The sequence below is a fragment of the Kribbella sp. NPDC058693 genome (genome assembly GCF_042715335.1).
Classification (GTDB): domain Bacteria; phylum Actinomycetota; class Actinomycetes; order Propionibacteriales; family Kribbellaceae; genus Kribbella; species Kribbella jiaozuonensis.
The window spans coordinates 1,766,849-1,787,861 of record NZ_JBHXSQ010000001.1; the positions used below are offsets into that span (position 1 = coordinate 1,766,849).

Genomic DNA, 21,013 nt, shown 5'->3' on the forward strand with positions numbered 1-21,013 from the left:
GTGAGCATCGCCAGGATCTGTTCGCGCGCCGGGTGCCAGAAGCCTGCCGTATCGACGCTCACCTACGTGTACGCCGACTCGACCTGCGTCATCGGTCCACTGGCCACGTACGCCGAGCCGCACTGCTACGACCTGTGCGCCGACCACGCCGACCGTCTGACCGCCCCGAACGGCTGGGAAGTAATCCGGCTCGCTCCGGACCCCGCGGCCGCCGGTCCGTCGTCCGACGACCTGGAAGCGCTGGCGAACGCAGTACGCGAAGCAGCGCGTCCGTTGCCGCGACGTGAGCCAGGTGCGGGTACTCCGGGAGCACCTGTCGAGGTAGCCCGCCGAGGCCACCTGCGAATGCTGCAGGACCCCGGCGCCAACACCTCCGAAGGCTGACCTACCGCAGCGCGGCGCTGATGTCCGGCTGCGCACCCAGCTGAGCCCGGAACACCAGCGACGTCGTCAACGGCCACGCAGCCACCTGCGCCACGTCATCCTTCGCCGGCTTTGCTGCCGGCATCAGCGTGACGCCGGCGACAACAGTCCCCCGCGTCTGCTGCACCATCAGGTACGTCGGTCGCGGTTGCGCCGGGAGCGACACCTGCGTCGTCGCACCCCCGACCACATCGAGCGCCCGCGTCATCAGCGCCCGCCCGGCCACATCGCGCAGCTCGAACTTCACGCTCCCGGTCTTCCCCGGTGCGGTCACCTGCAGCACGGCCGGCTGCTTGTGCGCCGGCAGCACGAGGTACGCCGGACCGGTCAGCGCATCGGCCGACCCGATCGACGCGAACTCGGTCCGCGCCGCATCCGTCATCCGCATCGACGCGGTCACCGGCTGATCCGACGTCACGGTGATCGCACTGGGGTCACCGTGCAGCACCGGGTCGAGCATGATCGTCTTCACCGAACCGGCCGCAACCTGCACGGTCTCCAGACCAGCCGGCTTGAACGACCCGTTCGGGCCGTTGATGCTCAGGCTGGCGGTCGCCTGGAGGTCCGACGGGTTCGCGATCGACAGGATCCGCAGTCCGCCACCGGGCGCGACCGCAGGTACGAAGACCTTGGTTGCGGGCGCGGCCGACGTGTTCAGCCAGTCCACTCCGGCAGGCACGTTGTCCCCGGTCAAGGCATTGGAGCGTACGGCGGCCGACACGCGACCACCGGTCGACTCCACGTGCATGGCGATGTCGCGAAGGTTCGGAGCGATCTGCTTGAGGAACAACGGGAACGTGCCGCGGGCAGGTACGACGATGCCGCGCGCGGCAGGCAGGTCCTGCTGACCGGTCCGCGCGTACACGGTGACGTTCACCTCGGCGTTGACGCTGTCCAGGTTCGTCAGGACCAGTACGTCGCGTCGATCACTCGCACCGGACGCACCGACGAACCAGAAGTCCGATCCGGGCTGCTGGCACGGCACGCTCGCCATACCGGCGTTCACACCGTCCTCAGAGGTCGTCGTGCTCGTGCCGACCGTGCCGGCGGCGAGTGGGCCGGCGCCCTGGATCGACAGCGGCTCCGGCTTGACCACCACAGCGCTCGAACCGATGAAGCCGCGCCTGAGGATCGAGCCGACCGGGTTGGACGTGGCCGGGAGCGGCGCGATCGTCAAGGGTTGTGCACTGCCGGCCGCGGTCGGCGTACCTTCGGGCAGCGTCGGCGACACACCGTTCACCACGCTGGCCATCTTGCCGCCGGCCGCGAGCACCGGGCACGACAGCGCCGTACGGTTCACGACTGTGCGGGCCGGCTCGGTCGCAGCGGCCGCCGGGCTGGTGTCCGGCTTCTTGGGATGCGTGACCACGGCGAGCCCGGCCAGCACCGCCATCGCAAGGATGACGGCCCCGAGCCGGAGACGCGGGTCGGACAGCAACCGGCTCACCGCGGGTCCCTCCTTGCGTGCGTGCCATGCGGCACTGCGACCGTCCGGCGAACTGTCGGCAGGCAGAACACCAGTGCGATGATCCAGCCGATCAGACCGAGGATGCGCCAGACCGTGTGCGTCTGGTCGTTCAACGGCGTCTTTCCCTCGATCTTCGACCGGTCCACCAGCCACGACGCGTCACCGTCGTTCGCGCTGGCCCTGGTCAGGCCGGGCAACGAGTCGAGTGTGGACGCCAGCGTCGGATCCACCGGACCGGGCAGGTACACGTAGTCGATCGCAAGGCTCGCCAACTGCCGGCCTTCCTCACCACTGCCGCCACCACCGAGGGTCGCGAGCACATCAGTGATCGGCTTGGTCTGCGCAGCGGTAGGCGCCGCCTCCAGCGCACCCATCCGCGGTCCGCCGTCCTTGACCAGCGAGAACCGCATCTGGCCGGCCGGCGCCTTCCGCACGACCAGGATCGACTGGTTTTCCGGCGGATCCTGCGAGGACACCAGGTACGCCGGGAGGTCCTGAGCAGGCCCGCTCCACAACGGACCGTCGGTCCCACGCACCAGCCAGAAGCCTGCTGTCACGACGGTCGTCAGCAACACGATGCCGAGCACACCTTGCACAATGATCTCGGTGGACTTGCCGACCGAGTCCCAGGCGACCGTCACGGCGATGATCCAGCCGGCTGTCATCAGGAACATCAACGGCCCACTGCCACCGCCGAGCCGGCTGGCAACCAGCGTCCCGGCCAGACCGGCCAGTGCGGCAAACCAACCGAGCAGCTCGTACCGCTGCCGAGACTCACGCAGCAGACTGACCAACGCCACCAGAATCAGCGGTACGGCGAACCACCACGGCGCCGGCGCACCAACCGGCGTACCGGTCAGCAGATGCTGCAGGCTGTCGCCCGGACCGACCGCAGCGGTCGGCGGACCGCCCGCCTCCTGGCCCAGCTTGGACGGGTGCTGGATCAGGTCGATCGTCCACGGCAGAACGAGCAGCAGACCCAGTACGACGGAGAACACCAGCTGCCGGCCCTGCCGACACCAGCCGAGCCCGAACACTGCGCCGAGCACGAGGATGACCGCAATCAGGAGACCAAGAGCCGGGGTGAACGCGAACAGCACGGCCAGACAGATACCGGCGAACCACGCGGCCCGCCAGCTGCCCTGAACGTAGACACGCCGACGTCGAGCAACAGTGTGTACGGCGGCACCGAGCAGCGGCAGCACGATCGCCGCCACACATGTCCCGAGCCGCCCCTGCGAAATAGCGCCGTTCGTGAACACGGCCAGCCCGTACGCCGTTGCGCCCCACGCACGTGCGACGCGGTCGACGACGAACGACCGCAGCATCGCCCACGCAGCCAGACCGGCCAGCGGAACCGCGCCCAGCAGGAGCAGGTTCGTCGCACCGGACGGACCGAACATCACCGTCGAGAACGCCCAGAGCTGAGCCAGCCAAGCAGGCGGAGTCACGCCGGGCGGAGCGGAAGCTGCGGCATGCCACAGCGCTGCGATGTTCTCGTGGGCCGGGAGCAACAGGTTGGACCTGAGGAACCCGCCGCCGATCAGATCGCGCGCAGCAATCAACGCGCCGATCGCCAACACGACCCAGGCGACAAGGAACGGCCTGCGAATCAGTTGACGACGCCACCGTGGCTGGTCGACCGCCACGCGGGCCGTGGACTTCGCTCGCCGTGCAGTGGTGACGACCTGCTCTTCCGGCTCGTCCGCCCAGGCTTCACGGATCCGCTCGGAGATCGTGCTGGTCGTTTCCTCCAGGTTGTGCCGCAGCGCGTGCACCGACCGGGAGAACAGGCTCTTGATGCTGTCGTACGGGACCTGGTCGAGATTTCGCCTGCTCTTGCGGGCCTGCGTCCAGCCACCGGCGAGCAGCGTGCCCAGCAACGCAGTCCACTCGTCGACAGCACCTGACGGCGTCTTGCCGATCAGGAACCAGATCGAGCGAAGCACCGTGCCGAACAGGAACCGCAGGATCAGCAGCGGCAGCAGCTTGCCCGGTGCGTTCGCGAGAACGGTGTAGTAGGCGTGCGCGCGGTCCAGCTGGTACGCGTGCCGCCTGGTGCCGGCCAGCGCACGCTCGCCGGTCGCAGCGGCCTGTGCGTGGTAGATGACCGCGTCGGGCGCAACGCCGACGTGGTACCCCGCGCGGCTGGCCCGCCAGCCGAAGTCGATGTCGTCGCGGAACATCGGCAGCCGCGGGTCGAACCCGTGCAGCGCTTCCCAGACGTCGCGGCGAACGAGCATGCCAGCCGAGCTGACGGCGAGGACGTTGCGCGGCTGGTCGTGCTGGCCCTGGTCGAGCTCACCGGCTTCGATGCCGGTGTCGCGGCGGCCGCCGAGCGACGTGGTGACGCCGACCTCGAGCAGCTCGCGATCCCGCGGCCAGAGTCGCAGCTTCGGGCCCCAGACGCCGGTGGCCGGCGACATTGTGGCCTGAAGCAACAATTTCTCCAGTGCCTTCGGGGCCGGCGCGCAGTCGTCGTGCAACAGCCACAGCCACTCGACCACGGGCATGTGCCCGTCATCGCCGTACGGACCGACGGCGCTCGGGATCGGCGCGAAGCCGTGTGCCTCGAGGCCGCGGGCAACCGCCATACCGAAACCGGTGCGGGCCGAGACGCTGACGACCGGCTCGACGCCGGGCATCGCGGCGAGTAGTTCAGCGGTCTCGTCGGTGGATCCGGTGTCGACCGCGATCAGCCGGTCCGGCCGCGGGTTCAGCGCCCACAGCGCCTCGGACAGTCGCGGCAGCCAGGCCGCGCCCTCGTGACCCACCACCACCGCGGTGACGACATGCCGGACCCGCGGTCGACCCATCGGGTCGTCGATGTGATCGGTCGGGAAGTCGACGGAGTCGAAGAATTCCCAGCCGGCCGGAGCTTCTTGTTCCATGCGGAGCTGTGACACCTCGATGCTTGCGGACGGTCACCGTGACCCGCAGGTCCCGGCGAGGACTCACCATACAGCCGCCGATCGAGTGCACGGAAAGCCGCGGGCCCCGGGCGACGTTCGCCCGGGGCCTCGCGGAAGTCCTGATGTTGTTGTGCTCTGGTTACCGACGGTCAGACGGCTTTCTTCTTCAGCTTGCGGCGCTCCCGCTCCGACAGGCCGCCCCAGATCCCGAAGCGCTCGTCGTTCTGCAGCGCGTACTCGAGGCACTCGCCCCGGACGTCGCAGCCGAGGCACACCTTCTTGGCTTCGCGGGTGGAACCGCCCTTCTCCGGGAAGAAAGCCTCTGGATCGGTCTGGGCGCACAGCGCCCGTTCCTGCCAGTTCGGCTCCTCCTCGATCGCCTCACCGTCGACAATCGCCATCAGCTCTGTCACGGTACGACCTCCTCGACCCTGTTCGTTCCCCTGTACATGTGGGTTTGCGGTCCACATGCCTGACCTCGTCCGTCCTGCGCTCTGCAACGGTCCCCGATACCGAGTGTCCAACGAACGACACGGTTGAAATTACATTCCTGCAATCCACGAAAGTCAAGCCGTGCTCTGCTATTGGGATCATCCGCAACATGGCCGCAAAAGAACGAGAGGCCTGTGGATACAGGCCTCTCGCGCTGTGTGCCCGGGCTCAAACCTCGTCGCGCCGGGATTTTCCTACTAGCTGGGCAAGGGCTTGCCGCCCAGATCCCTTCCCTGTCAGGAAGGCTGGGACCACCAGCCCTGCTGGCCCTGGCCCTGCTGGTTCGGGTCGTTCTTGTCCGGCTCGACGCGCGGGTCGACCCGGGTCTCGTCGGCGGGCTCGGTCTGCGCGGGCTCCGACGCGGCCGGCTGCTGCTCGGCGGCCGGGGTCTCGTCGGCCTGCCAGGCCTGCTCCTGCTGCCACGCCTGCGGCTGGGCGTCGGACTGCTCGTGCGAGCCTTCCTCGGCCACCGGGTGCTCCGGCTGGCCCCACTCCTGCTGACCAGGCTGAGCCGGCTGGGCCTGCCCGTAATCCTGACCGGCCCACTGCTGCTGGCCGGCCTCTGCGCCGCCCCACTGCTGCTCCTGCGGCCACTGCTGGCCCTGCTGGGCCTGGTCCTGGCCGCCCCACTGCTGCTGGCCCTCGGAGCTCCACGCCTGCGTCGGCTCGGCGCCCTGGCCCTCGGCGGACCAGGCCTGCTCGGCCTGCGGCTGACCGGCCGCGTGCTGCGCGGAGTGCTGCGCCTCGGCCTCACCGGCCGACCACGCCTGCTGCTCGCCCTGGTTCCAGCCCTGCTCCTGCGGCCACTGCTGCTGCTCGCCCTGGCCCGCGGCGTACCCACCAGCGGCACCGGCCGCCGCGTATCCGCCGTACTGGCCCTGGCCCTGGTCGTACTGGCCGCCGTACTGCTGGCCCTGCTGCGGGTAGCCCGGCTGGCCCTGCTGCGGATAGCCCTGCTGACCGTACGGCGCGGTCTGGCCGTACTGCTGGCCCTGCTGCTGGAACTGACCCGGCTTCGGCGCCCGCACCGGCGCGGGCAGCGACTGGAAGGTCTTCAGGATGTAGAGACCGGCAGCGCCGTACAGCGCCAGGCCGCCGAGCGCGTAGATGAAGCCGACGATCTTCATGCCGGCCGTGCTGGTCTCGTTGAAACCGGCGAACGCGGTGATCAGACCGATCAGCCCGGTGACGCCGATGATGACGAGCGCCGCGAGAGCGACGGTACGCGCGTTCGGGGTCCGCTCATCTTCGTTGACCAGCCAGACGGCACCGACCAGGACGAGGAGAATCACCAGCCCGGAGATCGAGGGTGGGGTGACTACGCCTTGCACTGTGCCTGCGGCGGCCGTGAAGCCGGCTCCGCCGACGAACAGCCGGATCAGCGAGGCCAGCGCGAGCAGGCCGGCGAATGCGAGCAGGATGTACGCGACCGGCTCTCTGAGCTTCTTGGTTGCGTCGGTGACCACGAGGGCTCCTCGGATGTTGGGGGGCCGTACAACTGAGCTGTGCGGATGGTTCGGACCCCCCGCAGCATAGTCCCGCGGTGGTTCGACCGATTGACGACTCGTGCAGACTCTTCCCATGCGATTGACAGTGCTGGCCGGTGGCATCGGCGGTTCCACCTTCCTGCGCGGGCTGCTCCAGGCCCGGCCGGACGCCGAGATCACCGTCGTGGGGAACACCGCGGACGACATCACCCTGTTCGGGCTGCGGGTCTGCCCCGACCTGGACACCGTGATGTACACGCTCGGCGGTGGCATCTCGGAGGAACGTAAGTGGGGCCGCGAGGACGAGACCTGGGTGATCAAGGAGGAGCTCGCGGCGTACGGCGTCGAGCCCACCTGGTTCGGGCTCGGCGACCGGGACGTCGCGACGCACCTGGTGCGGACGCAGATGCTGGACGCCGGCTACACCCTCAGTGCGGTCACCGAGGCGCTGTGCACGCGCTGGAAGCTTCCGGTGCGGCTGCTGCCGATGAGTGACGACCGGATCGAGACGCATGTGGTGGTGGAGGACCCGGACCAGCCGGGGCGGCGCAAGGCCATCCACTTCCAGGAGTACTGGGTCCGCTGGCAGGCGGAGATCACCGCGCACCAGATCGTCGCGGTCGGCGCGGACAAGGCCAAGCCGGCGCCCGGTGTACTCGAGGCGATCGCGGACTGCGACGTACTGATCATCCCGCCGTCCAACCCGGTGGTGTCGGTCGGCACGATCCTCGGCGTACCCGGGGTCCGGGACGCGGTCCGGGAGACGAAGGCTCCGGTCATCGGGCTGTCGCCGATCATCGGCAGCGGTCCGGTCCGCGGAATGGCCGACAAGGTGCTCGCCACGGTCGGTGTAGCGTCCACGGCGTCGGCAGTCGCGCGGTACTACGGTTCGCGCGCGACCGGCGGCGTACTCGACGGCTGGCTGATCGACACGTCGGACGCGATGCAGGCGGATTCGATCGCCGGCGCCGGAATTCACGTCCAGGCCGTGCCGTTGTGGATGACGGACGAGACCAAGACCGCCGCGATGGCTGACGCGGCACTGAACCTCGCGGAGGCCGTGCGGCAATGAGGAAGCACCTGGAGATCTTCCCGGTGACCGGACTGCCCGAGGTGGCGGCCGGGGCGGACCTGGCGGCGCTGATCGCCGACGGCACCGACCTGCGCGACGGCGACGTCGTCGCGGTCACGTCGAAGATCGTCAGCAAGGCGGAGGGCCGGCTCACGCACGGCACCCGCCAGGAAGCCATCGACGCCGAACTGGTGCGGGTCGTCGCGCAACGCGGCGAGACCCGGATCGTGCAGACCCGGCACGGGCTGGTGATGGCCGCCGCGGGCACTGACACGTCGAACACAGCACCCGGCACGGTCCTGCTGCTCCCGGTCGACCCGGACGAGTCGGCGCGGGTACTGCGGACCGCGCTGAAGGAGCGGTACGACGTCAACGTCGGCATCGTGATCACCGACACACTGGGCCGCCCGTGGCGCAACGGTCAGACCGACCTGGCCATCGGTGCCGCCGGAGTGCGGGTGATCGAGGACCTACGCGGTACGACGGACAGTCACGGGAACGTCCTCGCTGTGACGGAGCCGGCGCTGGCGGACGAGATCGCCAGTGCGGGTGAGCTGGTCAAGGGCAAGGCGGACGGGGTACCCGTCGCCGTACTGCGTGGGCTGGAGGACGTCGTACTGCCGGTCGGCGAGCACGGACCGGGTGCGCGGGCGCTGGTGCGGGACGCCGAGTTCGACATGTTCAGCCTGGGTACGCGGGAGGCGGCGCGGGCCGCCGTACTGTCCCGGCAGGAGCCGTCCGGTCCGCGCGAGGTGGATCCGGCGGTGTGGGCCGGGTTGTTGCGCGACGTCGACGACGTACGGCTCGAGTTGGGTGACAACGCTGTCACGATCTTCGGCGCCGAGCCGGTGACGGTCGGAGTGATCGCGGAGAAGCTCGCCGTACTGCTGCACGCGGAGGGGTACGGCGTGACGGTGCGGCCGGGGCCGGGCGCCGAGGCGACGGTCACGTTCGGCTCACGGTCGCGCTAGTTTTCTAGGCAACTTCTTAGGGTTGCCTCGTACACTGCCTTCGCATGGCGGCGCGGTGGCCGCCCTTAGCCGGGAAGACCAACACTGTGGGTAAAGCGTCGTCGCAGAAGCAGTCGCGCCGCGAGATGATCGAGAGGATGCAGCGCGAGCAGTCCCGGTCGGACCGCCGCCGCACCATCATCATCGTGGTGTGCTCGATCGTGGTCGGCCTGGCGATCATCGCCTACCCGGCGATCAAGCTGGTGCAGGACTCCCGGACCAAGAACCAGGCCCTCACCGACTTCGGCGTGGCCGCCTCCGCGGCCTCCTGCGACCCGGCCACCAACGACGCGGCCGGCGGCACCCAGGACCACCGCCCCGACGGCGAGAAGATCCTGTACTCCGTCTCCCCGCCCTCCTCCGGCCCGCACTACGCGGTCTGGGCGCCGTTCGACAAGAAGTTCTACTCGAGCAGCGACCGCCCGCCGGTGGAGAACCTGGTCCACAACCTGGAGCACGGCTACACGATCCTCTGGTACCGCGACACCATGCCCAAGGACCAGATCGACCAGATCGAGAAGCTGTCGAAGTCGAAGCTCCCCGACAGCTCGATCGGCAAGTTCATCGCGGCCCCGTACAAGCAGTCGGAGGGCAAGGGCTGGCCCGACGGCAAGAACCTCGCCTTCGCCCACTGGAGCGGCCCCGGCGCCGACCAGAAGTCCTTCGGCCACCGCCAGTTCTGCGGGTCGGTCAGCGGCGACGCCCTCAAGCAGTTCATGGAGAAGTACCCCGCCACCGACGCCCAGGAGCCCAACGGCGGCTGATGCCGTAAGCCCATCGCGGTGCTCGTGCGGGTGTGGTCAGCCCATCGCGGGGCTACGCGCGACTCCTTCGTCGCCGTGCTCCGCGCCGCCCCACCCACCCCCGGGCTTATCGCCCGGAGCATCCCATCCGGCTATCGCCGGGACCTTCCGGCTGCCGCCGGGATCTTCCGGCTACCGCCGGGGGCTTCCGGCTATCGCCGGGAGTTGCGGGCTGCCGCCCGCGGGTGAGTGCTAGGTGCCGGCCCGTGGGTTTGAGCGAGCTGTGGTCGTGCGTGGATGTGGTTGTAGGCCACGCGGCGCTACCCCGCCTGCGAGCGGGTGTCAGGCGCGGCACGGGCAACGGGGCCAGCTGTGGTGGTGTGCGGCTGGTGGTGCGGTAGGTGGAGCGTTCAGCCGCGATGGCCTCATTCGCCCACGACGGGACCCCACGATCCGCCTCGACGAATTCGGACCGGGCGTCACCACGGGGCGGTCGCACGCGCGGCAGCGCGCACGGGTCCGGGCGACAGCCCGCAACTCCGGCGGCAGCCGGAAGACCCGGCGGCAGCCGGAACAACCCCGGCGATAGCCGGAAAGGATGCTCCGGGCGATAAGCCCGGGGGTGGGCGGGTGCGGCGCGTAGCACGGCGAGGAACGAGCCGCGCGTAGCACCGCGATGGGTGGACCACCTCCACCCACCTCCACCCACCACCACCCGCGGGCGAGAGATCAGATGTAGTTGGCGTGGTCCGACTGGACCCGTGCCACCAGATCCTTCACGCGCTCCCCGTCCGACAGCGGGCACACCATCGTCACGTCCTGGGTGTGGACGATGATGTGGCCCTGCAGGCCCACCGCGGCCACCAAATGATCAGGGTCGTCCGTGACGATGATGTTGTCGTGGGAATCCAGCAGGCAGCTCAATGTGATGCTGTCGGTCCTGTTCCCGTTGGCGTCGGCTTCGTACGTGTCGGCCAACGCCGCCCACGAACCCACGTCCAACCAATGCACAGGCATCGGCACGACGACCACGTCCGCGTCCACCTTGCCCTGCGACGCCGGTTCCATCACCGCGTAGTCGACCGAGATCTTCTGCAGGTTCGGGTAGATCTCCGCGAGCGTTTCGTCCCGCGCAGGCGTGTCCCACACCGCGGCGACTTCACGCAACCGTGCGGCCGACTCCGGCAACAGCGCATCGAGCACGGAAAGCACCGTCGACGCCTGCCACACGAACATCCCGGAGTTCCACCAGAACCGTCCGGTCGCCAGGTACTCCTCCGCCGTCGCCCGGTCCGGCTTCTCCCGGAAGCGATCGACCACGAACGCGCGCGTCCCCTCGATCGCAGCGCCCCGCTCGATGTACCCGAGCCCGGTATGCGGATGCGTCGGCTCGATCCCGAACGTGACCAACGACCGCCCACGCGCCTCGACCACCTCGAACCCGTGCTCGATCGCGGCCCGGAACTCGTCCTCCGGGCTGATCAGGTGATCCGAACCGACAAAGGCGACCACCGCATCGGGATCATTCCGCGCCACCACAGCAGACGCGAGCCCGACAGCGTTCGCGGTGTCGCGCCGCGCCGGCTCGCCGATGATGTTGTGCGGACCGAGCTCCGGCAACTCCTGGCGTACGACGTCCGTGTACGCACCGACCGTGCAGACGTAGATGTTCTCCGGCTCGACCAGTCCATGGAGCCGGTTGAACGCCACCCGCAGCAGCGATTGTCCCGCTGCCAACGGCAGTACCTGCTTCGGCCTGTCGTCTCTGGACATCGGCCACAACCGCGTCCCTGAACCACCCGCCAGGATCACCACGTTTCGCATGAGGAAAGACCCTACCGGTCGTCACCAGGTGCTAGCGGAATCCGTAGGTGCTTCAGGTCCGGTGGGATCGGTGAATCCGCCGGCTGCCAGAACAGCTCGGCCTCTCCGTCGAGGGCCGTCGCCGGTGCATCGGTGAGGTTGAAGCGGTCGCGCAGCCGCCCGTAGAAGTCGGTCGGCCGGAGCCGCACGAGCCGCAGTCGCTGCGGCGAGCCGTACACGCCGATCCAGTCCCCCGGGTCGAGTACGCCGCGCAGCTGCCCGTCGATGCTCACCGCCGCCTGCCCCGAATGCGGCAGCACGCGCAGCGCGATCGGCTCGTCCGGCGCCGCGATAACCGTTCGGTTGAAGGTCATGTGCGGTGCGACCGGTGTGAACACGATCGCCTCGGTGTTCGGCGACAGGATCGGCCCGCCGGCCGCGAAGCTGTACGCCGTCGACCCCGTCGGCGTCGCCACGATCACCGCATCAGCGGAGTACGACGCCAGCAGCCGGCCGGACAGGTACACGCCGAGCGCCACCTGGTGGTCGCGCGCCAGCTTCTCCACCACCACGTCGTTCAACGCGGTCACGTCGAGTGCCATCCCCCAACCGTCGCCCTCGGCCATCTCGTGCCGTACGGGCGGTGGCGGCAGCGCCGGACCGTGCCCGTACCGCAGCAACGACTCGATCCCCTGCGGGATCTCCAGCGGCCGCGACGCGCGCATGGTCAGCGTCATCCGCTCCTCGTACGTCGCTCCGCCGTGATGTACCGCCTCCAGTGCGGCCTCGACGTCGCGGCACGCCACCTCGGTCAGGAAGCCGACCTTGCCGAGATCAACCCCGAGTACGGCGGCGTTGTTCTTCGCCGCGATCCGTGCCCCGCGCAGGAACGTCCCGTCGCCGCCGAGCGTGACGACGAGATCCGGGTCGCCGGCGTGGTGCAGCTCGTCGGTGCCGCTGCGCCGCTCCTGGTGGTCCTTCCAGACGTCGATGTCGGTACAGCCGATCCCGTGGTCGGCCGCCCATTTCCGCACGGTCCCGGCAGTCTCCACCGCAACCGGCCGACCCTGGTGAACCACAAGCCCAATCCGGCTGATCGCCACGCCACCCCTCCTCCGGACAGTTTCTGCCTATAAGGTAGCCGTACTAGTCACGCTTGGCCGCGTTGATGATCGGGTCGGTCTCGTCGTCGAACTCGCCGATGACCTCTTCCAGGAGGTCCTCGAGCGCGACCACGCCGATCGCCACGTCGCCGCCGCAGACGACCGCCAGCTGGGAGCGTTCGTCGCGCATCGTGCGGATCGCCTTCGCGACCGGCGTACGGTCACCGAGCTCGAGCGCCGCCATCATCAGGTCCGATGCACGCGCGTTCGTGTCGCCCGCCGTGGTCGCGCGGGCAGCGTCGCGGACATGCACGATGCCGCAGATCGTCGTACCCGAGCTGACTACAGCAAGCCGGGAATGGCCCTCGCGGCGGCTGGTCAGCTCCACCTCGCGGGCCGTCGCGGTCGCGGGCACCGTCGACAGCTCGGCGATCGGCGTCATCACCTGCCCGACCGTCGTGTTCTGCAGCGCGAGCATCGCGGTCAGCAACTCGTGCTCGGGTTCCTCGAGCGTGCCGTGCTCGCGCGATGACTCGATCAGCAGCCGGAGCTCGTCCGGGCCGTGGGCGTTGGCGATCTCGTTCTGCGGCGTGACCTTGACCAGCCGCAGGCACAGGTTGGCGAGCCAGTTCAGCGCGATCAGCAGCGGGCGGAAGACCCACGTGAACGCGCGGAACGGCATCGCCAGCACCAGCGCCGACCGTTCGGGATCGCTGATCGCCCACGACTTCGGCGCCATCTCGCCGAGCAGGACGTGCAGCAGGCCGATCCCGCCCACGGCGATGATCAACGCGATCACATGCCCGACGCCCTCAGGGACGTTCGCCAGTTCGAACAGCGGGTGCAGCAGATGCGCGACCGCCGGCTCACTCAGCGAACCGAGCCCCAAGGTGCACAAGGTGATCCCGAGCTGCGCGCCCGCAAGCATCAATGACAGCTCGCTGATCCCGGCGAGCGCAGCCCGGGCAGCCAGGCTGCCGGACGCGGCCGCTTCCTCGAGCCGGTGCCGCTTCGACGCGACCAGGGAGAATTCGGCGGCGACGAAGAACCCGTTCAACGCGAGCAGTACGGCGGAGATGATGAGCGCCCACGTCGTACTCATGCCATCCGCTCCATCACGACGATGCCAGGCACGCGACGTTCGATCGTCTGCACGGTCAACCGCACGTACTCCGCCGGAATCGGCCGGCCGTCGTGATCGATCCGCTGCGGCAGCTCGACCGCAACCTCATCGCCGACCAGCGGTATACGACCGAGCCGCGCCATCACCAGACCCGACACCGTCTCGTAGTCGTCGCCCTCAGGCAGTTGTACGCCGGTTGCCTCCTCGACCTGATCGAGCCGCCAGCGCGCCGGCACCACCCACGACCCGTCACCGCCCTGCACGAGCCCGGTCTCCGGCAGGTCGTCCTCGTCGCGGATCTCGCCGACCAGTTCCTCGGCGATGTCCTCGAGCGACACGATCCCGGCGAACCCGCCGTACTCGTCGACGACGATCGCGAGCTGGCGGCGCGCGACCCGGAGCCGCTCGAGTACGCCGGGCAGCGGCAGCGTCGTCGGTACCGCGACCGCGGGTGACGCCAACGATCCGACGGCGATCGCGGCCCGGTCGGCCGGCTCCAGCTCGACGACATCGCCGATCGCGACCACGCCGACCACCTCGTCGACCGAGTCGCCGATCACCGGGAACCGGCTGTGCCCGGTGTCCTGCAGCTCGACCACGCGGGTCAGCGGCTCGTCGCGATGCATCGTCACCACATCGACCCGCGGGACCATCGCCTCGCCCGCGGTCCGGCCGCGGAAGTCGAGGCCGCGATCGAGCAGCCGCATGGTGTCCTGGTCGAGCAGGCCCTGCTCGTACGACGTCTCGATGATCCGGTCGAGCTCCTTCGGCGTCGCGCCCTGCGGCAGCTCCTCGACCGGCTCGATCCCGACCCGGCGCAGGATCCGGTTCGAGGCCGAGTCGAACAGGTGGATCACCGGACCGGCGAGCCGCAAGTACCACAGCGTCGACCAGGACAGCCGCAGCGCGATCGCCTCGGCCTTCGCGATCGCGAGGTTCTTCGGCGCCAGCTCGCCGAGCACCATCTGGATGATCGTTGCCAACAGCAACGCCAGGATCACCGAGACCGACATGCTGACGGCATTCGGTACGCCGGCCGAACCGAGCAGCTGCTGCAGCCCTTGGCCGAGGTACGGCTCAGCGAAGTACCCGGCCAGCAATGCGGTGATCGTGATGCCGACCTGCGCGCCGGACAGCACGAACGACAGCCGCGACGTGACCTTCAGCGCCCGCGCGGCGGCCGCGTCACCGTCCTCGGCCAGCGTGCGCAGGCGGCTCCGGTCGACGGCGACGTACGCGAATTCCTGGGAGACGAAGTAGCCGGTGGCAACGGTCAGCACCAGGATCAGGCCCAGGCCCAGGCCGGCCAGGATCAGCATGGGACGACCTTATGAGAACTCCAGCGATTGCAGTACTGCGGGGTCCGTGACGTCGAGGCCTTTCTCACTGGCCTTCGCGAATGCCTGCATGCGTACGGCGTCCCCGCCCTCCGAGGTCTCACCGGCGATCCAGTAGGCAACCGTGTGCAGATCGTCGCGGTGCACCCCGAGCTCGTTGACGAGGTACGGACGGATCGCCCGGACCACGCCTGCCTCGGCCGCGCACCACGCCTGCAGGCGACCGGGCGGGCGCCGGAAGGCCCGGACGGCCTGTTCCAGCGCGCTGTCCGGGCCGATCACGGGCGGTGAGTGGATCCACTGCACGTCGCCCTTCACCAGCGCCCGCTCGGCCGGCGTCTCGGACTGCAGATAGACGGTCGACGGTACGTCGAGACTCTCGACGATGCTCGCGATCGCGGGCAGGGAGGTGGAGTCGCCGATCAGCAGGTGGTGGTCGACGTCCCCGGCGTGGAACTCGCGCCTCATGCCGAGCAGTACGGCGGTCTCGCCGGGGCGGGTGTTCGTCAGCCAGTTGATCGCCGGACCGTCGCCGTGGAGCGCGACGTCGAACGCGAGCCGGCGGGTGTCCGGGTCGAACGTGCGGACCGTGAAGCCGCGGGTGAGAGGCGTCGGGCGGTCCTCAGGCCAGACCGGTGCGCCGGCCGGGCTGATCTTCGGCATCCGCACGCTGCCGATGCCGTCCGGCGGGATGACCAGTTTGAAGGCGTCGGCCGGGCGGATCGTGCGGTACGCCGCAAGTCCGTCGCCCTGGACGATCACCCGGCTGAACCGTGGCGTCAGCTGCTCGATCGCCTCCACCCGCACCGGGCAGATCACCCGGGAGTCGCCGGATCGCGTCAAGCGCCTGATCTCACCGCGTATCGTCGTACCCCTCACGAAGTTAGGCTAACCTAACCACTCTTCGTGGGCGAGGGGTCTACCGAGGGGTGGACGGCTTCCACTCGACGACCTTGCCGTCGCGGATCAGTTCGCCGTACAGCGCCGGGTCGACGTGGTCGGCCAGCAGCAGGTCGACGATCGGTTGGACGGCGTCCTGCGGCGACTTGGCCTCGCTGAAGTCGTCGAACCACGGGCGGGAGGCGCGGGTGTCGACCAGCCCCGGGCAGACGGACGCGACCAGGGTGTCCTCCCGCAGATCTTTCTCCCGCCGCTCCGCCGCCACCGCCCGAACCGCCGCCACCTGCGCAACCTTCGACGGAACATTCACCCACTCCGGCCAACCCAACTCCGCCGCCGTCCCGTCGTGCACTGCGGCTCGCCACTCCTCCACCACCTTCTCGACGTCCTCCAACGAGACCCCGTCAAACCGCCCCCACAACTCCTCCGGCAACTGCCCCAACGTCCCCAAAGAACTAGCCACCACAACCAACCGCCCACCAGCCCGCACCCGCGGCCCAAACGCCCGCAGAACGTACTGCGCCCCCAAATTCGCCACATCCACAAACTCATCCACCTGCTCACCAGGCGCCTTCCCCGGCTCCAACGGCCCCACCGCGTTAGACACCACCAAATCCACCTCCCCCAACTCCTCAGCCAACCCCCGAACAGCCCCCTCATCCGTCACATCCAAAACCCACCCCTCAACCCGAGCCCCGCCCAAGGCTGATGAGTGGTTAGGCGCGCCGCTCACATCACCACCGCCGTCGGCTCTCGCCTCACCCGGCGCTCCGCCTGCGGCGGATGACTGATGGGGTGCGCGGATCACGCCACCCATGGCCGACGCAGGCTGACGTACGCCGCCTGGGTCGGCAGCGGGATGAGGCGCGCCGCTCAGATCACCACCGCCGTCGGCTCTCGCCTCAGCTTCCGCCGCGCCGGCGCCGGAGGCGGCGGCGCGGCGGTTCAACTGTTCTACCGCGGCGGCGACTCGTTCGGGGTTTCTGCCGGTCAGGAGGACCAGGTCTTGTGGGTTCATCCTGCGTGCGAGTTCTTCTACGAGGGCATATCCGATGCCTTGGTTGGCGCCGGTTACTACTGCTACGCGTGGTTGTCTCATGCGGCCAACGTAGGTCTGCAGAGGGTATGACTCCAGCGAAAGTTCGGCACAGGTGGTATGCGTAGATGTCATGGACTTCTCCGACGTCTCGCTGGTTGCTTTGCGCGTGTTCCGGGAGGTGGCTGAGCGGGGGACCTTCACCGCGGCTGCATCCGCGCTCGGCTACACGCAGTCCGCCGTTTCCCGGCAGATCGCCTCGCTCGAGCGGGCTGCCGGCAACCAACTGCTGGAGCGGCGTCGTGAAGGGGTTGTGTTGACGGCAGCCGGTCAGGTCGTACTGCGGAACGCCGCTGTCGTGCTCGACCAGCTCGACGCGACGGCGCGGGAGCTCGTCGGTCTCCCGGTCGACGGCGGGACCGTACGGCTCGGCTGGTTCCCGAGTGCTGGTGCGGTCTTGTTGCCGAGAGCAATCAGCGCGGTACGGCGTACGCACCCGGCGATCACCGTGACGACCAGGGAAGGGTCGACCCCCAACCTGGTCCGGGCACTCCGGGCCGGGACGATCGACCTCGCGCTGATCGCATCCGCACCGCCGTTCCGTCCGCCGGATGCCGAGTCGCCCGCGCTGAAACTCGAGACCCTCGCCGAACGAACCCTCCGCCTGGCCGTGCCGACCGGGCACCCGCTCGCGGCGCACGACTCGGTAGACGTCGCCGACCTCCGCGGTCAGCGCTGGATCGCCGGCCCCGCCTCCTCCACCGAACTCTGGATGGGCGTCTGGCCGGGCCTCGACGAACGCCCGGTCATCGCTCACACGGTCCGCGACTGGCTCGCCAAAGTCCACCTGGTCGCAGCCGGCGCCGGCCTCACCACAATCTCCGCGTCGATGGCGACCGCAGTACCACCCGGTGTCCGAGTAGTCACCGTCCGCGGCGGCCCCCAAGAACTCCGCCGCACAATCCTCGCCCGCCTCCCCGGCCGACCCCCCGAACCAACCCACGTACTAGCCACCGCCCTCCGCACCGCCGCCCTGGAAGTGAACCCACCAGCCTGAACTCACCCCGGCGCCACCCGGCGCCCGGGGGGATGAAGGCGAGCTCGCGCGCAGGGGCCTCATGGCCGCTCTCGCGCTCGCTCGGGCGGGCCGCCTCATCATCGGTCGCAGCCGCCGGCTGCGACGCGGTCGGCCCGCGCCTGCGGCCTGCGTCGGCGCCAGCTGCACGCTCGGTGGCAGGCTGGCCTGTGCTGGCTACTTAGCGGTGCCGCCATCCGCATCCGTGGGCCGGGCCGGCTGGCTGTCTGTCGGCTGGGCCGGGGCAGGCTGAGGCGGGGCCGCGGGAGCCTGGGCCTGCTGGGCGGGGGCCTGGGGTGTTTGGGCTTGTGGGGGTGCTGTTACCTGGGCGGGGGTTTCTTCGTCGTCGCCGTTGCGGACTTTTTCGAATTCTTTCATTGCGCGGGCGGCGTTCTTGGTCAGTTCGGGCAGTTTCTTCGCGCCGAACAACAGGACCACGATGACCAGGATGACGATCCATTCGCCGCCTTCGGGCAGCGCGAGCAGTGGCACCATGACAAGCCTTCTTTCGACAAAATCCCCCACCACGGTACGCCGGGATCCGGACCGTAGGGTGGGCCATATGTCACGAGTCCTCCCCGAGCTGTTCGCGGCCGCGGTCCGCCGGGACGGCGGCGCCCCGTTCCTGACCTACTACGACGACGCGACCGGCGAACGGATCGAGCTGAGCGCGGTCACCACCGCGAACTGGGTCGCCAAGACCGCCAACCTGCTGGTCGACGAGTACGACCTGGAGGCCGGCGAGACCGTCGCGATCGGCCTCCCGCCGCACTGGCTCGGTGTCGTCTGGGCGCTCTCCACCTGGTCGGTCGGCGCCTCCCTGACCAGCAAGACCGGCACCCTCGCGATCACCGGCCCCGACTTCAACATCCGCGGCGACCGCGAGACCGTCGCCTCCGCCCTCCTCCCGCTCGGCGGCCGCTTCCGCGAGCCGATCCCGGACGGCATCCAGGACTACGGCGCGGAGGTCTACAACCACCCCGACGTCTTCGTCCCGTTCGACCCGCCGACGCCCGACTCCCCGGCGTACGACGACCTCACGCACGCGGACCTGATCCGTACGGCGGAACCGGTCAGCGATCGCATTCTGGTCCAGCGGACGCTCACGGACCGGGACGGCCTGGGACTGCTGGTCGGGGTGATCTCCGGAGGTGGTTCGATCGTGCTCTGCCGCAACCTGGACGCCGCCAAGCTGGAGCGCCGGGTCGCGGACGAGAAGATCGACCGAATTCTGGAGGGGTAGCGTGCGGCGATTCGAGGGAAAGGTCGCGCTGGTCACGGCGGCGGCACAGGGCATCGGGTCCGCGGTCGCGCGGCGGCTGGCGGACGAGGGCGCGTCGGTGGTGGTGACCGATCTCCAGGTGGAGAAGGTCGGCGAGGTCGCGGCCGGGATCGGTGAGCAGGCGCTCCCGCTGCGCGTCGACGTGACGAACCGTGACGACGTGGACGCGGCGGTCGCGGCCGCGGTCGAGCGGTTCGGCCGCCTCGACGTGGTCGTGAACAACGCCGGCGGCTGCATCGTGTCGACGGTCCCGGAGGACACGACCCCGGAGGAGTGGCACGCCCAGCTCGACCTGACCCTGGTCGGTGCGTCGCGCTGCATCCAGGCGGCGCTCCCGCAGCTCGTCAAGAACCGCGGCAACGTCGTCACGATCAGCTCGGTCAACGGACTCAGTGCCTTCGGCAACATCGAGTACTCCGCCGCCAAGGCCGGCCAGGTCGCGATGACGGTCAACTACGCGGCCCGGTACGGCGACCTCGGCGTCCGCTTCAATGTCGTTGCCCCAGGCACCATCCGGACGCCGAACTGGGACAACCAGCCGGACACACTCGAGCGGTTCGGGAAGATGTATCCGCTCGGCCGGATCGGCGAGCCGGAGGACATCGCCGCCGCGGTCGCGTTCCTCGCCTCCGACGACGCGTCCTGGATCACCGGCCACACCCTCCCGGTCGAGGGCGGCGTACTCACCGGGCCGGGTGTGCTCAACCTGACGACGAGCGGAGCCTTCAAGAAGGAGTACTAGCCCTTCGGCCAGGCCTCCCAGGCGGTCGCGAACATCTCGTCGACCGTGTACGTGTTCTTCCAGGCAAGGTCGCGGGCGGCGAGGTCGCCGTTCGCGACCACGCGGGACGGATCGCCCGGCCGGCGCGGTCCCTCGGTCGGGGTGAAGTCGATGCCGGTCACGCGACGGGCGGCGTCCATGATCTCGCGGACCGACGTACCCGTGCCGCTACCCAGGTTGTAGACGCGCTCGAGCGTCTTGCCGGACTCGAGTGCACGGGCGGCGGCGACGTGGGCGCGGGCCAGGTCGGCGACGTGCACGTAGTCCTTGACCGACGTGCCGTCCGGGGTGGGGTGATCGGTGCCGTAGATCTGCGGCACCTTCCCCTGCGTCAGCAGGTTGCAGACGATCGGGAACAGGTTGTACGGGCTCGCGTCGTACACGGTCGGATCGCCGGAGCCGACCACGTTGAAGTAGCGCAGCGAGGTGTGGTGCAGCTCGGTCGCGGCGGCCTGATCGCGCAGCAGCCACTCACCGATCAGCTTCGACTCGCCGTACGGCGACTGCGGGTCGGGCGTGGTGTCTTCGGTGACCTCTTCGTCGCGAGGTGTCCCGTACACACCGGCGCTCGACGAGAAGACGATGTTGCGCACCGATTTCTCCGCCATCGCTTCGAGCAGCGACACCATCGCCGTCACGTTCTGCGTGTAGGTGTGCAGCGGTCGCTCGACCGACACCCCGGCGTACTTGAACCCGGCGAGATGTACGACGCCGTCGACGCCGTCAAGCGCCTCCCGGACCGCCGTCCCGTCGAGCAGGTTCGCCCGCACGAACGGCACACCGTCCGGTACGAACTCCGCCTTCCCGCTCGACAGGTCGTCGATCACGACCACATCGATCCCGTCGCTGCGGAACGCACGCACCACATGCGCCCCGATATACCCGGCACCACCAGTAACGAGCCACGTCATACCTCAGATCCTGCCATCACACCCCAGCAGGATCCGCGCAGACGGGCCGAACCCG

Annotated in this window: 19 protein-coding genes; 7 read left to right on the plus strand and 12 right to left on the minus strand. The window is 69.3% G+C overall.

Annotated elements, in window-relative coordinates:
- Positions 1-384, plus strand: a complete 384-nt coding sequence (locus tag ACFWUU_RS08435; RefSeq protein ID WP_137252970.1) for a DUF3499 domain-containing protein — start codon at positions 1-3, stop codon at positions 382-384.
- 1 nt (position 385) lies between these two features.
- On the opposite strand, the gene ACFWUU_RS08440 is transcribed toward ACFWUU_RS08435, so the two are convergent.
- The 4 genes from ACFWUU_RS08440 to ACFWUU_RS08455 all read right to left on the minus strand — a co-directional run bounded on the left by ACFWUU_RS08440 (position 386) and on the right by ACFWUU_RS08455 (position 6,761).
- A complete protein-coding gene (locus tag ACFWUU_RS08440; RefSeq protein WP_380173826.1) occupies positions 386-1,870 on the minus strand; it encodes a DUF5719 family protein in 1,485 nt (494 codons plus the stop codon).
- Positions 1,867-4,782: a glycosyltransferase gene (locus tag ACFWUU_RS08445; protein ID WP_380173828.1), complete on the minus strand. Its 2,916-nt coding sequence runs from the start codon at positions 4,780-4,782 to the stop codon at positions 1,867-1,869. Before ACFWUU_RS08445 ends, ACFWUU_RS08440 begins: the two co-directional genes overlap by 4 nt.
- 170 nt (positions 4,783-4,952) lie before the next feature.
- A complete protein-coding gene (locus tag ACFWUU_RS08450) occupies positions 4,953-5,204 on the minus strand; it encodes a WhiB family transcriptional regulator (RefSeq protein WP_020389877.1) in 252 nt (83 codons plus the stop codon).
- 327 nt (positions 5,205-5,531) lie between these two features.
- Positions 5,532-6,761, minus strand: coding sequence for a hypothetical protein (locus tag ACFWUU_RS08455; RefSeq protein WP_380173830.1), 1,230 nt, complete (start codon positions 6,759-6,761; stop codon positions 5,532-5,534).
- Between the two features lie 115 nt (positions 6,762-6,876).
- On the opposite strand from ACFWUU_RS08455, the gene cofD reads away from it, so the two are divergent.
- The 3 genes from cofD to ACFWUU_RS08470 are packed head-to-tail and all read left to right on the plus strand — an operon-like array spanning position 6,877 to position 9,628.
- A complete protein-coding gene (cofD, locus tag ACFWUU_RS08460) occupies positions 6,877-7,854 on the plus strand; it encodes a 2-phospho-L-lactate transferase (RefSeq protein WP_137252966.1) in 978 nt (325 codons plus the stop codon).
- Positions 7,851-8,825, plus strand: coding sequence for a coenzyme F420-0:L-glutamate ligase (locus ACFWUU_RS08465; protein WP_380173832.1), 975 nt, complete (start codon positions 7,851-7,853; stop codon positions 8,823-8,825). Before cofD ends, ACFWUU_RS08465 begins: the two co-directional genes overlap by 4 nt.
- Before the next feature lie 44 nt (positions 8,826-8,869).
- Complete coding sequence (locus ACFWUU_RS08470; protein ID WP_233714536.1) at positions 8,870-9,628, plus strand: DUF3105 domain-containing protein; 759 nt, start codon at positions 8,870-8,872, stop codon at positions 9,626-9,628.
- 708 nt (positions 9,629-10,336) lie between these two features.
- Here ACFWUU_RS08470 and ACFWUU_RS08475 read toward each other — a convergent pair.
- The 6 genes from ACFWUU_RS08475 to ACFWUU_RS08500 are packed head-to-tail and all read right to left on the minus strand — an operon-like array spanning position 10,337 to position 16,480.
- Positions 10,337-11,431 (minus strand): mannose-1-phosphate guanylyltransferase, encoded by a 1,095-nt coding sequence (locus tag ACFWUU_RS08475; protein WP_380173834.1) that lies wholly within the window; start codon positions 11,429-11,431, stop codon positions 10,337-10,339.
- An 11-nt stretch (positions 11,432-11,442) separates the two neighbouring features.
- Complete coding sequence (locus ACFWUU_RS08480) at positions 11,443-12,513, minus strand: NAD(+)/NADH kinase (RefSeq protein ID WP_137252963.1); 1,071 nt, start codon at positions 12,511-12,513, stop codon at positions 11,443-11,445.
- 43 nt (positions 12,514-12,556) lie between these two features.
- Positions 12,557-13,615, minus strand: coding sequence for a hemolysin family protein (locus tag ACFWUU_RS08485; RefSeq protein ID WP_380173836.1), 1,059 nt, complete (start codon positions 13,613-13,615; stop codon positions 12,557-12,559).
- A complete protein-coding gene (locus ACFWUU_RS08490; RefSeq protein WP_380173838.1) occupies positions 13,612-14,955 on the minus strand; it encodes a hemolysin family protein in 1,344 nt (447 codons plus the stop codon). Before ACFWUU_RS08490 ends, ACFWUU_RS08485 begins: the two co-directional genes overlap by 4 nt.
- A gap of 9 nt (positions 14,956-14,964) precedes the next feature.
- The gene (locus ACFWUU_RS08495; RefSeq protein WP_380173840.1) at positions 14,965-15,852 is read right to left on the minus strand and encodes a siderophore-interacting protein; all 888 of its coding nucleotides are present in this window, start codon (positions 15,850-15,852) and stop codon (positions 14,965-14,967) included.
- A 40-nt stretch (positions 15,853-15,892) separates the two neighbouring features.
- The gene (locus tag ACFWUU_RS08500; protein WP_380173842.1) at positions 15,893-16,480 is read right to left on the minus strand and encodes a hypothetical protein; all 588 of its coding nucleotides are present in this window, start codon (positions 16,478-16,480) and stop codon (positions 15,893-15,895) included.
- 562 nt (positions 16,481-17,042) lie between these two features.
- Here ACFWUU_RS08500 and ACFWUU_RS08505 point away from each other — a divergent pair.
- A complete protein-coding gene (locus ACFWUU_RS08505; protein WP_380173844.1) occupies positions 17,043-17,966 on the plus strand; it encodes a LysR family transcriptional regulator in 924 nt (307 codons plus the stop codon).
- 195 nt (positions 17,967-18,161) lie between these two features.
- Here ACFWUU_RS08505 and ACFWUU_RS08510 read toward each other — a convergent pair whose 3' ends face one another.
- Entirely contained in the window at positions 18,162-18,479 is a 318-nt protein-coding gene (locus ACFWUU_RS08510; protein WP_380173846.1) for a twin-arginine translocase TatA/TatE family subunit, read from the minus strand.
- Between the two features lie 67 nt (positions 18,480-18,546).
- Between ACFWUU_RS08510 and ACFWUU_RS08515 the strand changes: the two genes are divergently transcribed.
- Together ACFWUU_RS08515 and ACFWUU_RS08520 are read left to right on the plus strand one after the other, a co-directional pair.
- Complete coding sequence (locus ACFWUU_RS08515) at positions 18,547-19,227, plus strand: TIGR03089 family protein (protein WP_380173848.1); 681 nt, start codon at positions 18,547-18,549, stop codon at positions 19,225-19,227.
- 1 nt (position 19,228) lies between these two features.
- The gene (locus tag ACFWUU_RS08520; protein WP_380173850.1) at positions 19,229-20,008 is read left to right on the plus strand and encodes an SDR family NAD(P)-dependent oxidoreductase; all 780 of its coding nucleotides are present in this window, start codon (positions 19,229-19,231) and stop codon (positions 20,006-20,008) included.
- Here the strand turns inward: ACFWUU_RS08520 and galE are convergent.
- Positions 20,005-20,958: a UDP-glucose 4-epimerase GalE gene (gene galE, locus ACFWUU_RS08525; RefSeq protein ID WP_380173852.1), complete on the minus strand. Its 954-nt coding sequence runs from the start codon at positions 20,956-20,958 to the stop codon at positions 20,005-20,007. The two genes, ACFWUU_RS08520 and galE, sit on opposite strands and share 4 nt — an antisense overlap.
- Between the last annotated feature and the right edge of the window lie 55 nt (positions 20,959-21,013).

What these genes read in the sequence shown, in the direction of transcription:
- ACFWUU_RS08485 (WP_380173836.1), bottom strand. Translation starts at nt 13,615, where the DNA reads ATGAGTACGACGTGGGCGCTCATCATCTCCGCCGTACTGCTCGCGTTG.
- ACFWUU_RS08490 (WP_380173838.1), bottom strand. Translation starts at nt 14,955, where the DNA reads ATGCTGATCCTGGCCGGCCTGGGCCTGGGCCTGATCCTGGTGCTGACC.
- ACFWUU_RS08470 (WP_233714536.1), top strand. Translation starts at nt 8,870, where the DNA reads ATGGCGGCGCGGTGGCCGCCCTTAGCCGGGAAGACCAACACTGTGGGT.
- cofD (WP_137252966.1), top strand. Translation starts at nt 6,877, where the DNA reads ATGCGATTGACAGTGCTGGCCGGTGGCATCGGCGGTTCCACCTTCCTG.
- ACFWUU_RS08510 (WP_380173846.1), bottom strand. Translation starts at nt 18,479, where the DNA reads ATGGTGCCACTGCTCGCGCTGCCCGAAGGCGGCGAATGGATCGTCATC.
- ACFWUU_RS08475 (WP_380173834.1), bottom strand. Translation starts at nt 11,431, where the DNA reads ATGCGAAACGTGGTGATCCTGGCGGGTGGTTCAGGGACGCGGTTGTGG.
- galE (WP_380173852.1), bottom strand. Translation starts at nt 20,958, where the DNA reads ATGACGTGGCTCGTTACTGGTGGTGCCGGGTATATCGGGGCGCATGTG.
- ACFWUU_RS08505 (WP_380173844.1), top strand. Translation starts at nt 17,043, where the DNA reads ATGGACTTCTCCGACGTCTCGCTGGTTGCTTTGCGCGTGTTCCGGGAG.
- ACFWUU_RS08515 (WP_380173848.1), top strand. Translation starts at nt 18,547, where the DNA reads ATGTCACGAGTCCTCCCCGAGCTGTTCGCGGCCGCGGTCCGCCGGGAC.
- ACFWUU_RS08450 (WP_020389877.1), bottom strand. Translation starts at nt 5,204, where the DNA reads ATGGCGATTGTCGACGGTGAGGCGATCGAGGAGGAGCCGAACTGGCAG.
- ACFWUU_RS08465 (WP_380173832.1), top strand. Translation starts at nt 7,851, where the DNA reads ATGAGGAAGCACCTGGAGATCTTCCCGGTGACCGGACTGCCCGAGGTG.
- ACFWUU_RS08445 (WP_380173828.1), bottom strand. Translation starts at nt 4,782, where the DNA reads ATGGAACAAGAAGCTCCGGCCGGCTGGGAATTCTTCGACTCCGTCGAC.